The sequence below is a fragment of the Chryseobacterium sp. 2987 genome (assembly GCF_031456375.1).
GTDB classification, from domain to species: Bacteria; Bacteroidota; Bacteroidia; order Flavobacteriales; family Weeksellaceae; genus Chryseobacterium; species Chryseobacterium vaccae.
This window is the reverse complement of the sequence record NZ_JAVDUN010000002.1, coordinates 95022-106037: the sequence shown is the minus strand read 5'-3', so window position 1 is coordinate 106037 and position 11016 is coordinate 95022. Positions and strand designations below refer to the sequence as shown.

10 protein-coding genes are annotated in these 11016 nt (G+C 37.4%); 6 read left to right on the top strand and 4 right to left on the bottom strand.

Annotation, left to right across the window (positions count from 1 at the left end):
* Positions 1 to 49 precede the first annotated feature (49 nt).
* A complete protein-coding gene (locus J2Y40_RS05560) occupies positions 50 to 358 on the bottom strand; it encodes a hypothetical protein (protein ID WP_309997661.1) in 309 nt (102 codons plus the stop codon).
* Positions 359 to 524: 166 nt separating this feature from the next.
* Here J2Y40_RS05560 and J2Y40_RS05555 point away from each other — a divergent pair, with 166 nt between their 5' ends.
* Entirely contained in the window at positions 525 to 998 is a 474-nt protein-coding gene (locus J2Y40_RS05555; protein ID WP_309997659.1) for a hypothetical protein, read from the top strand.
* Positions 999 to 1025: 27 nt separating this feature from the next.
* Positions 1026 to 1532 carry a hypothetical protein gene (locus J2Y40_RS05550; RefSeq protein WP_309997657.1) on the top strand — a complete coding sequence of 169 codons (507 nt, stop codon included), beginning with the start codon at positions 1026 to 1028 and terminating at the stop codon, positions 1530 to 1532.
* An 87-nt stretch (positions 1533 to 1619) separates the two neighbouring features.
* Here the strand turns inward: J2Y40_RS05550 and J2Y40_RS05545 are convergent, their stop codons facing one another.
* Complete coding sequence (locus J2Y40_RS05545) at positions 1620 to 3224, bottom strand: S8 family peptidase (protein WP_309997655.1); 1605 nt, start codon at positions 3222 to 3224, stop codon at positions 1620 to 1622.
* A gap of 86 nt (positions 3225 to 3310) precedes the next feature.
* On the opposite strand from J2Y40_RS05545, the gene J2Y40_RS05540 reads away from it, so the two are divergent.
* The 4 genes from J2Y40_RS05540 (at position 3311) to J2Y40_RS05525 (ending at position 7183) form a co-directional block, all read left to right on the top strand.
* Entirely contained in the window at positions 3311 to 4435 is a 1125-nt protein-coding gene (locus J2Y40_RS05540; protein WP_153391296.1) for a DegT/DnrJ/EryC1/StrS aminotransferase family protein, read from the top strand.
* A gap of 482 nt (positions 4436 to 4917) precedes the next feature.
* Positions 4918 to 5940, top strand: a complete 1023-nt coding sequence (gene galE / locus J2Y40_RS05535) for a UDP-glucose 4-epimerase GalE (protein WP_153391298.1) — start codon at positions 4918 to 4920, stop codon at positions 5938 to 5940.
* A gap of 14 nt (positions 5941 to 5954) precedes the next feature.
* On the top strand, positions 5955 to 6719 hold the full coding sequence (locus J2Y40_RS05530; protein ID WP_309997652.1) for a methyltransferase domain-containing protein: 765 nt from the start codon (positions 5955 to 5957) through the stop codon (positions 6717 to 6719).
* Between the two features lie 11 nt (positions 6720 to 6730).
* Positions 6731 to 7183, top strand: a complete 453-nt coding sequence (locus J2Y40_RS05525; RefSeq protein WP_153391302.1) for an adenylyltransferase/cytidyltransferase family protein — start codon at positions 6731 to 6733, stop codon at positions 7181 to 7183.
* Between the two features lie 38 nt (positions 7184 to 7221).
* On the opposite strand, the gene J2Y40_RS05520 is transcribed toward J2Y40_RS05525, so the two are convergent.
* Together J2Y40_RS05520 and mltG are read right to left on the bottom strand one after the other, a co-directional pair.
* Entirely contained in the window at positions 7222 to 9819 is a 2598-nt protein-coding gene (locus J2Y40_RS05520) for a TonB-dependent receptor domain-containing protein (protein ID WP_153391304.1), read from the bottom strand.
* 169 nt (positions 9820 to 9988) lie between these two features.
* A complete protein-coding gene (gene mltG, locus J2Y40_RS05515) occupies positions 9989 to 11014 on the bottom strand; it encodes an endolytic transglycosylase MltG (protein ID WP_153391306.1) in 1026 nt (341 codons plus the stop codon).
* Between the last annotated feature and the right edge of the window lie 2 nt (positions 11015 to 11016).

Genomic DNA, 11016 nt, shown 5'->3' with positions numbered 1-11016 from the left:
TTTAAAAATGTATAAATCCTGAGGCTATTTTGTTCTACATATATCAATTTTAAAAACCGCTGTCCTTCAGGCTGAGTATTTTTGTAGCTAATCTCTCCAATACAGATTCTTTAGCGATCAGATTGAAACTCCAGATATCATCAGAGATAAAGACATAATTTCCTTCAAAGCTGTAAATATAATCTCCACCTTCAATTCCCACAAGCCACCTTTCTTTCTTCAGATCCGGATAGGTTTGTAAAATAAGCCAGCAGTACTCTCTGATCTCATCTTCGTTCATGAAATCAGGAAGTTTAGATAAAATTGAGTTTTCAGCGTTCAATTCATACTGTAACAGCATCTCATCAATTATATTCATTAATAGGGGTATACTATTTTGTATGGACTAATTTAGTAACTTTAATGAATATTTCAATTGAATTCATTATGTATTCTGAAGGTAAGCTGCTGAAAATTGGTATACAGCAAACTTTCATTAAAGAAAAATAAAAGACTGGATCACTAAAAAATGGTATTATTACAGTATGAAACAGATCCTGACTGAAGAGATTTTTTCCGCACCTCAATGGATGAAAATAGTGTGTTATATTCTGAGCATTGCTGTATTGTTAATGGGGGTAGGCTTATTTACGGTGAAAGACCAGCCACAGGAGATTTTTTTTGTTATGCCTTTCATTTTTCTCATTGCTATTTCTATGTTGATGTATACCCGGCTGCAACTTATTATTTCTGATTCCGGCATCCGTTTCATTGGTGGTCTGAAGAGCCATCATTTCACCTGGGAAGATATTACCATGATAGATATGCGCAGATTGGGAAAATATAAAACTCCAACAGCTACCATATATTATTCAGATAAGAAGTTTGACCTGCAAAAAGGGTTCTATCTTCAGCCAAAATTTAACCGTATTTTATCTCTTTTAGAAATGAAAGCAGCTCCGGAATTATTCACGGAGAACTACAAGAATATCCGCCAGCAGATTAAACAGAGCAGTTGAATCCGGTGTTGATCAAAAAATATTGTCATGACTGATAATTTCAAAATACAATTACAGGAAAATATCCCGCTGAGTACTGAAGAAATAGAACGTATTGAAGCCGGGTTAAAAGGTTTTAGAAAAATAATTCCCGTTATTTTAGCTTTTGCAACATTACTGGTTATGGGATTTATTGTTTTTCTCATGAGGGACAGCCAGACCCAATTCAAATACTATGACTATTTCTTATTTGTGGCAGCTGGTTTTGTATTGTTTGGGTTTTGTTATCTTATTGCTCTGTTGGTGGTATGGTACGATACAGCTAACTGGAAAAAGGATAAGGTGATTGGAAAAAATAAATTATTAAGTATCGTCATCAATAAGGATGCGACAGAGTATGGAGAATATTTAACTTTTGCAGGAGTAACCGAAAATGATAAAATAAGACTAAAGGTTAAGCCTGAAGAATATTCCCTTTATCCTATAGGAACAAAGTTATCCGTTATCTATTTGAAATTCAGTAAGGAAGCATTATATATTGTTGATGCAGTATAATGTTGAAGTTTGTAATCTCTCATCAATACAAATGATGAGAGATATGTAAGGTGCTATGCTTGTGTATCAGATCACAGCAATTAGTGTTTATTCCTTCAGGAACTTCTCATAATAGACTTTATCCTTAGTCTGAATTTTCAGATAATAGGTTCCTTTCACAAAATCCTCAACTTTTACAGATTTTATTCCGATGTTTTTTCTGACCAGCCTTCCCAGATTGTCATAAACTTCCAGTGACTGCACTTCATGATCGGTAGCAACATTTAAGATGTTTTTAACCGGATTCGGGAAAATGGCAAACTTTTCTTTTTTTACGATTTCAGAAGTATTCAGGACAGTATTGTAAAGTCCCCCGAAATTGAGGATTCCGTATCCCATCTGATCGGTATGGGCCGGGTAAAGGGAAGCCGTCTGTCTTAATTTTGTCCTGATCTGCTCTCTGTTCATCGATGGGAAAGCCTGTATGAAACACGCTGCTCCGCCGGCAGCAATAGGCGTGGCGATAGAAGTCCCGTTGACGATTGCCGTTGAATTATTATTAACCGTAGTGGTTCCTGTTCCTCTTGCACTTCCATCCGGCTTCACTACACCCAGAGAATTCGGACCATAAGAAGAAAATCCAGAAGAAACTCCCGTTCCGTCTACCGCCCCGATGCTGAATACTTTAGCGTTGTCGGAAGGTGTCGTCAGATAATGCCAGGTCTGCTGCCCTGCATTCCCTGCGGCTACAAGAACAAATATTCCTTTATCTGCGGCTATTTCGGCAGCCCTTGCAATAAAAGAAGTGCTCCCGTTCATGTCTGTATATTGGTAATTATAACGCGGGTCATCAAAAACATTATATCCGAGAGAGGCTGTGATAATATCTACTCCTTTCCGGTCTGCCTGTTCAGCAGCTTCAATCCAGTATATTTCTTCCAGTGGAACTTCGCCTACTGCATTTTCACTTCGGTAAAGATAAAAATCAGCATCGGGAGCAGATCCTACGAAAGTATCCTGAATATAGCCGCCAATGGCTCCCAGAACAACAGAACCGTGATTATGGAGGGAAGTATTATAAATATCAGCGGTTTTGGTTACAAAATCATAACCTTCTTTAATCCGGTTATTGGTCCGGAGACGTTCAAAAGCCGATCCCGTATTTACATAAGGAAAACCGGTATCAATAACGGCAATGGAAATTCCCGTTCCTGTATATCCTGCAAGATGAAGAGGACGTATGTTAACCTGATCGATCTGGTCAGAACCGGAACCATAATCAAAAACAGTAAGCTCCTTCTGTGCTCCGGAAATATCATTCCATTTACTGGCCGGTGCTGTTTTAGGAATGGCCGGGCTATTTCTGGCAAAACGTTCTACTGAAGATACATAAGGCTGCCCCTGAAGAAGCGTTATCTGTGATGAGGTAGCATTCACAGCCACTCCGTTCAGCCACTTGGAATAATCCGTAACCGTAAAGCCCAGGTTCTGAAGATTCTGTAGATAAGAAGCTTCAATAGGAGCATCCTGATCATTGAGCGGAATGCCCAGTGCAGTACGCCTGGTAAGGGCTTTTTGAGTAAGCTCCGAAAGAGGATTGGCATAAAATGCAGCTTTGTTAGGCTTATCGGTAAAATGAACAAAAACAAGTTCTGTTTGTGCCGTTGCATAAGAATAACCTGTTAAAAGACAAAAGAGTAAAAGTTTTTTCATGCAGTTATTTTCTATAAAGATAAAACAAAATCAATAAAATTTTTGATAGGATATTAAATTCCTTATTTTTACAGAAATATTTGTTTATGAAAAAAATTCAGATGGTTGACTTGCAAAGTCAGTATTACAAAATAAAGAATGATGTAGATAATGCGGTTTTAAATGTAATGGATTCAGCGGCTTTTATCAACGGGCCTGAGGTAAAGTCTTTCCAGAATGAATTGGAATCTTATTTAGACGTAAAACATGTGATCCCTTGTGCAAACGGGACAGATGCTTTGCAGATTGCATTGATGGCTTTGGACCTGAAAGAAGGAGACGAAGTGATCACTGCAGATTTTACTTTTGCCGCAACAGTAGAAGTTATTCATTTGCTGAAACTGAAATCAGTTTTGGTAGATGTAGATTACGATACATTCACGATTTCAACAGAGGAAATCAAAAAGGCGATCACGCCAAGAACAAAAGCAATCATTCCTGTTCATATTTTCGGGCAGTGCGCGAATATGGAAGAAATTTTAAAGATTGCTGAAGAGCATAACCTTTATGTAATTGAAGACAACGCACAGGCGATCGGTGCACAATATACTTTTTCAGATGGTACTGAAAAGTATGCAGGAACCATGGCGACTGTTGGTACAACTTCATTCTTCCCTTCTAAAAACTTAGGATGCTATGGAGACGGAGGCGCGATCTTTACCAACAACGACGAACTGGCACACCGTTTAAGAGGAATTGTAAACCATGGAATGTATGAAAGATATTACCATGATGAGGTTGGGGTGAACTCAAGATTAGACAGCATTCAGGCAGCTGTTTTAAGAAAGAAACTTCCTCATCTGGATTCTTACAACGAGGCGAGAAGAAGAGCTGCAGATTATTATGACGAAGCCTTTGCAGGACATGAAAATATTCTTACCCCGCAAAGATCAGAAAGCTCTACCCACGTATTCCATCAGTATACGTTGAGAATTCTGAACGGAAAACGTAACGAACTTCAGAAGTTTCTGACTGAAAAAGAAATCCCTGCCATGATCTACTATCCGGTAGCATTAAGAAAGCAGAAAGCGTATTATCAGGAAAGCAATGATGCCGATTTTGTAAATACAGACAAGCTTTTGGATCAGGTGATCTCTTTACCGATGCATACAGAATTAGACGAAGAGCAGCTGAAGTATATTACAGATGCGGTGCTTGAGTTTATGAAATAGTGCAATGAAATGATGAAAAGGAGGTTATTCAGATATAGAGGAGTAACAGCTACTGTAACAGTATTTAATTTTTTAATATTATTATTGTTTGGTTTCGGAACTTTTGATACTTATAACCTTTTCATAAATGAGAAAGATGATGCTTCGTCCATTGCTTATTTTGTATTGTTTTTGGGAGGATTTATTCTTTTATTAGCTTGTGCAACGATCGTAATGGTTTTAATAAAATATTCAAAAAGCGTAATGTTTCTGAACATATATTATGGCTTTCTCATTGTCATCCTTTCAATATCATTGATTTTTCAGAAATTTGGTGATGTGTATAAAAGTGTTTCATCATCAGATCATTTAATACTCCGGAATTATTGGCAGTTTTATATTTCTAATTATATTAATCAATAAATTTAAATATAAGGGTACGCAATATGAAGGTATTGATCTTATAGGACAACATAAAGAATAAAAAAAATTATTACTAAAAAATGGCGGTACTTGTTACAGGCGGACTGGGATATATTGGTTCCCACACAGTAGTAGAACTGATCAATAATGGCTTTGAGGTTGTTATTGTTGATGATCTTTCCAATTCGGAAAGGTTTATTTTAAATAATATTGAAGAAATTACAGGGAAAAAACCTGTTTTCTATCCCTTTGATTTAAGACGCAGAGAGCTTCTTACCCAGGTTTTTGATGCTCATAAAATAGATGGCTGTATCAATTTTGCTGCTTCAAAAGCAGTAGGAGAGAGCCAGCTGAAACCTGTAGATTATTATGAAAATAATTTATTCTCCCTGATTAATATTCTTCAGGAGTTTAAAGAGAGAGGGATTTCAAACTTCATTTTCAGTTCTTCATGTACGGTGTACGGACAGGCTGAAAAAATGCCGATCGATGAAAACACTCCATTAAAACTTCCTGAAAGTGTCTATGGGAAGACCAAGCAGATGGGAGAAGAAATCCTAATTGATTTTGCAAAAGCTTATCACCGAAAAATCTCGTTGCTAAGATATTTCAATCCAATTGGAGCACACCCTTCAGGCATATTAGGCGAGCTGCCTATCGGAGTTCCGAACAATCTGGTCCCTTATGTAACACAGACCGCAGCCGGAATCCGTGAAAAGCTAAGCATCTGGGGTGATGATTATGATACAGAAGACGGTACAGCGGTTCGTGATTATATTTACGTCGTTGATCTTGCAAAGGCTCACGTAAATGCACTTAAAAAGCTGATGCAAAGTGCTAATGATGAAACGTTGATTGATATTTATAATCTGGGAACAGGAAAAGGCTCTTCTGTATTGGAGATTGTGAAGGCTTTTGAAAGAGCAAACAACGTAGAAGTTCCTTACCAAATCTGTCCGAGAAGAGAAGGAGATATTACTATAGCGTATGCCAATGCAGACAAAGCTGAAAAAGATCTTCTCTGGAAGTCCGAAACTTCACTGGAAGAGTCTTTAAGAACAACCTGGGAATGGCAGAAATACCTTCAGTCCAGAAATAACTAAAAAACACTTATATCATGGCTTGGAATCCCGAAATATACGACCAATTCAAAGAAGAGCGTTCAGCCCCTTTTTTTGACCTGCTGAAGCTCGTGAAATCAAAAACAGATCTTTCTGTTATAGATCTGGGATGCGGAACAGGAGAGCTGACTTCTAAACTGTTGGACTATTTGGAAGATTCTAAAGTTGTAGGAATTGATTCTTCTGCAGAAATGCTTGAAAAAGCAGCTCATTATAAAACAAGCCGGCTTCATTTTGAGCAGAGGTCAATTGAAGACCAACTGAGTCTACCCGATACTTTCGATCTTATTATTTCCAATGCAGCCATTCAATGGTGCAGCAACCATAAAGAGCTTTTTCCAAGGATTATCAGTAAAATAAAAGCAGGAGGACAGCTTGCCGTGCAGATTCCTTCCAATCATGAATATATCGTTCATCAGCTGTTGAGAAAGGTAGCTGAAAAAGAACCCTATAAAACGGCTTATAGCTCATGGCAGAGAGAGTATACGGTTTTAAAGATTGAAGATTACGCTAAAATTTTATTCGAGAATAAAGGAAAAGAGATCACAGTTTTCGAAAAGGTGTTTCCTCATGTTCTTGAAAATGCTGATGCTGTATTTACCTGGGCCTCAGGAACAGCAATGATTCCGTATATAGAGAAACTTCCTGATGAGCTGAAAGAAGAATTTAAAAAAGAATATAAAAACGAATTACAACATATTTTCCCTGAATCACCGGTCTTTTATCCTTTTAAAAGAACGTTTATTTCAGGGCAATTTTAATTTAAAACAATATGAAGACACAAAGAATAGGCATTACTTTTTCGTCATTTGACCTGTTGCACGCAGGGCATATTAAAATGCTTGAAGAAGCCAAAACAGTATGTGATTATTTAATCGTAGGTCTCCAGATTGATCCGTCCCACGACAGACCGAATAAAAACAGACCAAGCCAGACGATCGTAGAAAGGTACATTCAGTTAAAAGCAGTGAATGCTGTTGACGAAATTATCCCTTATTACACTGAAGAAGACCTGCTGGATATCCTGAAATCTTTTGTAATTGATGTAAGAATCATTGGTGATGACTACATGGACAGAGACTTTACAGGTAAACAGTATTGTGAGGAAAAAGGAATAGAAATCTTTTACAATAAAAGAGATCACAGATTTTCCACAAGCGACCTGAGAAGAAGAATTTACGAGGCAGAAAAAGAAAAATTTGAACAGACTGAAACTGTAAAATAAAAAAATCCCGAAAATTTAATTTTCGGGATTTTTTATGATTACATAGGACCTCCTTGCTGGTCGTCGCCGGATTCATTGGCGTTGATGTCTTTTTTCTTCTTAGGCTGTTCTATTTTTTCACCTTGTTTGAAACGGTAAGTTAAAGCAATAGAGAACTGTCTCGGCTGCCATTGCATATAGTTTCGGCGGGAATAATCGCTGTTGAAGCTTAGCACCTCTCTGTTTCTGGTATTGAAAATATCCTGAATATTGAAAGAGATGGTTCCGTCGCCTTTCCAGATCGTTTTGGAAGCACCCAGATTCAGCGCATACATATCTTCTGTGTTCTGGTTGGCTGTTTTCTGAGCTCCTCTGTAAAACCCTTGAAGCTGTACACTTAATGTTTTATCAATCTTAAACGTGGTATTAAGACGGGCTCTTGTAGAGAAACCATCACCAGTGAAATTCATCGATCCTGTTTTCGTATTCCCTTCTGGATCTTTTGTATCATAATAGGCAATACCGGTTGTTTTATATCCGAACATGTCTAAACTACCCATAATTTTTAACCATGAGAAAGGATCGTAAGTGAAATTCAGATCTAAACCATAACGGTCATCATTTCCAAGGTTAATCGGCTTGGTATAGAAAACACTCTGGCTTTCATCTGGTCTGTAGACAAGCATTTTAGTATCATCCGTTGCATGTCTGTAGTAAAGGGTAGGGTTAACGGTAAATTTCTTTCTTGTAATGTTATAACCTACTTCATATGAATCTACATACGATGGATTCAGATCAATGTTTCCTTCAAAAACATTCTGACTGTTGCTGTAGTTCGGGAAAGGAACCATAAAGAACGATCTTGGCCTGTCAATTCTACGTGAATAATTCAATAAAATCTGATTGTTCTTTGAAATATCATAACTTAAAAATATACTCGGGAATAGGTTGTTGTAATTTTTAGTTTTATTCAAAGCAGGCTTGGCTGGATTCTGGTTTACATAATCAATCTTTACATTCGAAAGTTCATCTCTTAATCCTAACTGATAAGCAAACTTTTCTCCAACCTTGCTTTTAAACTGTAAATAGAAGGCATTGAACATTTCACGATAATTCGTGTTATTGTTATAATCAAGAATAAACGGATTATTGGAAGTACTGTTTACTGTATTGTCATAATCATTGTTATTCACATCTATTCTGTATCCAGCCTCAAGCTTAGACTGCTCGCCAATAGGAAGCTCATAATCTGCCTTTCCGATAATGGTTTTATTGACAGAATATCTGCGGGTAATATCCTGCTGAACGAAAGCTGCATCTTCCGTTTCAAGAATATTGGAATTGTTAACGCTTCTGTTTCGCTGTACACTTAACGATACGGATAAATTCTGTCCTTTGTCGTCAAATTTATGATCCAATCCTAGATCTCCCTGAAAAGCAAGGTTGGTACTTCTTCCTTCAGAATCTCTTTGTCCGAAAGGGTTAAGCAGGTTCCATGCTCCCTGAGTCTTATTGTACCTGTAAAAGCTGTTGTAGGTATCCAGAAGTTCACTGTTATCACTTTCAAATGTTCTTACAACTCCCGAAAAGTTAAGGGATGTTTTATCTGAAATGTCATATACAAAACCGGCACTTGCGTTATAATTTTTGTTATAGCTTTTATTTCTTGAGTTCTGAAGCTGGTAAGTCGGTACATCTCTTGGCTGCACAAACGGATTAGCTGTTGGATCTACATCAGGAAATACAATATTGTTGTAAGTGGTTTCCGTGTCGTTTTTACTCTTGTTTTCAGAATAACCGCCGCCGCCGTTCAGGAACCACGTCCAGTTATTTTTTCTCCAGCTTAAATTAGTGTTAAGCGCAGTTCTCGGAAGATAACCTAAAGTTCCGATCACGCTTCCGTTGAAACCTATTTTTTTATTCTTTTTAAGAATGATATTTAAAATACCTGAAGTTCCACTGGCTTCAAACTTAGAAGAAGGGTTGGTGATTACTTCAATTCTTTCAATCTGATCAGCAGGAATACTCTGAAGAGCATTAGCACCGTCATCAATTCCTAAAAGGGCAGAAGGCTTACCATTGATCAAAAATTTCACATTGGAACTTCCTCTCATAGAAACGGTACCATCGGTATCTACAGAAACAGAAGGGACGTTGGAAAGTACATCCTGAAGATTCCCTCCTTTACTTACGATATCCTGAGATGGGTCGTAGGTCTTCTTGTCCAGTTCTACTTTATAAGCCTTTGTAGCTGCTGCAGTGATGACAACTCCCTGGATCTCCTGTGTTTTCCCATCCAGTGTAGTCGTAGCTTCCGGCTGTATGGATAAAGCTCCGATATTTCCGGGGCCTGTAATGCTTTTGTTAACTGTGCTTTTCTTGTAATCGATAGCTTCTACTGTAATATCATAATTTCCAGGGACAAGCTCTAGTTTATACTGTCCTTTTTCATCGGTCAGTACTGCATCACTTAACGTTTTGTTAGCTTTGTTGCTGAACGTCACAGAAGCGTAAGGAACCGGCTGATTGTTTTTGTTGACAACCGTTCCTGAAACCCCTGCTTTTTCCTGTGCAAAGGCCATAGCTGCAGCCGAAAGCACAAAAGTAAGCGCTAAAGTTTTTTTGGTGAAAATACTGACAATTTCCGTCTGATTCATAAGTTAGTTTTTGTGTAAAATCGTGAAAGTATATCTCTTAATATTGTGAAATCGTTAATTGGATTTGATTTCATGATATTACGATTTGTTTATTATTTATAGTGTATAAGTATTATTTAAGTCCTAAATGTTAGTTATTGAGTTGTTAAAATAAAGTTAAAATTATTTTCTATTTGATATTTTTTGAATTCAGCCAGTCCTGATAGGCTTTTGCGTTAACCGCATGTTCTTCAGCACTTGCTGTAAATTTGTGATATCCGAATCTTGCAGGATCTGCACACATAAAAATATAATTATTGCTTTCTGCTTCTAAAACCGCATCTACAGAGTTTTTATCCACTACGCAGATTGGTCCCGGAGGAATTCCTGCATTCGCATAGGTATTATAAGGTGATGGAGTAGATAAGTGCTTATACAGAACTCTTTTAATCGGCTCCTTGAAATTCGTCTGCTTGTTAATCGCATAAATTACAGTTGGATCAGACTGAAGTTTCATCCCTTTTCGGTAACGGTTCAGGTAAAGTCCTGCAATGGTTTTCATTTCGTCTTTTTTACCTCCGGATTCCTTATAAACAATGGATGCCAATGCATAAATCTGATCTCTTGTCAATCCGGACTGTTGCTCTTTGTTTTGTCTTTCGCTGGTCCAGAAATTCTGATATTGCTCATCAAACTTCTTGAAGAATTCTCTTGGGCTTACTGTCCAGAAAAAATTATAGGTATCAATGAAAAAATATTTCTTCAGATCTTCAGCATTTTTATAGCCTTTTTCAACAGCAATTTCATTCAGGTCATTTACAAAATGTAAAGAATCCAGTTCTGTTTTCTTCGTTACCTTTCCGATCATCTGGTACATGTCTCCGAAATCTCCGATTCTGAAACTGTTGGCCGTCTGATTTCCTGCTTTAATCATATTAACAAGGTTGGTATTTCCTGCTCCTTCCTCAAAATGATAGCGGCCGGGTTTAAAATATTTATCCAATCCTTTGTCTTTGGCTACCGTTTCAAAAGCTTCTTTATTTTTTACATACGGAGCAACAGAGTCAAGCACCTGCTTAAAACTTGCTTTATGAGGAATCAGCACATAGCCGTCTTTCACAACGTTGTTTCCATAATAGGTATTATAAAATCTCAAACCAAAATATCCTGCTGCTGCCAATATCAGCAGAACGATAATGAGAACTGTTTTTTTCATTA

What these genes read in the sequence shown, in the direction of transcription:
- J2Y40_RS05560 (WP_309997661.1), bottom strand. Translation starts at nt 358, where the DNA reads ATGAATATAATTGATGAGATGCTGTTACAGTATGAATTGAACGCTGAA.
- J2Y40_RS05555 (WP_309997659.1), top strand. Translation starts at nt 525, where the DNA reads ATGAAACAGATCCTGACTGAAGAGATTTTTTCCGCACCTCAATGGATG.
- J2Y40_RS05550 (WP_309997657.1), top strand. Translation starts at nt 1,026, where the DNA reads ATGACTGATAATTTCAAAATACAATTACAGGAAAATATCCCGCTGAGT.
- J2Y40_RS05545 (WP_309997655.1), bottom strand. Translation starts at nt 3,224, where the DNA reads ATGAAAAAACTTTTACTCTTTTGTCTTTTAACAGGTTATTCTTATGCA.
- J2Y40_RS05540 (WP_153391296.1), top strand. Translation starts at nt 3,311, where the DNA reads ATGAAAAAAATTCAGATGGTTGACTTGCAAAGTCAGTATTACAAAATA.
- galE (WP_153391298.1), top strand. Translation starts at nt 4,918, where the DNA reads ATGGCGGTACTTGTTACAGGCGGACTGGGATATATTGGTTCCCACACA.
- J2Y40_RS05530 (WP_309997652.1), top strand. Translation starts at nt 5,955, where the DNA reads ATGGCTTGGAATCCCGAAATATACGACCAATTCAAAGAAGAGCGTTCA.
- J2Y40_RS05525 (WP_153391302.1), top strand. Translation starts at nt 6,731, where the DNA reads ATGAAGACACAAAGAATAGGCATTACTTTTTCGTCATTTGACCTGTTG.
- J2Y40_RS05520 (WP_153391304.1), bottom strand. Translation starts at nt 9,819, where the DNA reads ATGAATCAGACGGAAATTGTCAGTATTTTCACCAAAAAAACTTTAGCG.
- mltG (WP_153391306.1), bottom strand. Translation starts at nt 11,014, where the DNA reads ATGAAAAAAACAGTTCTCATTATCGTTCTGCTGATATTGGCAGCAGCA.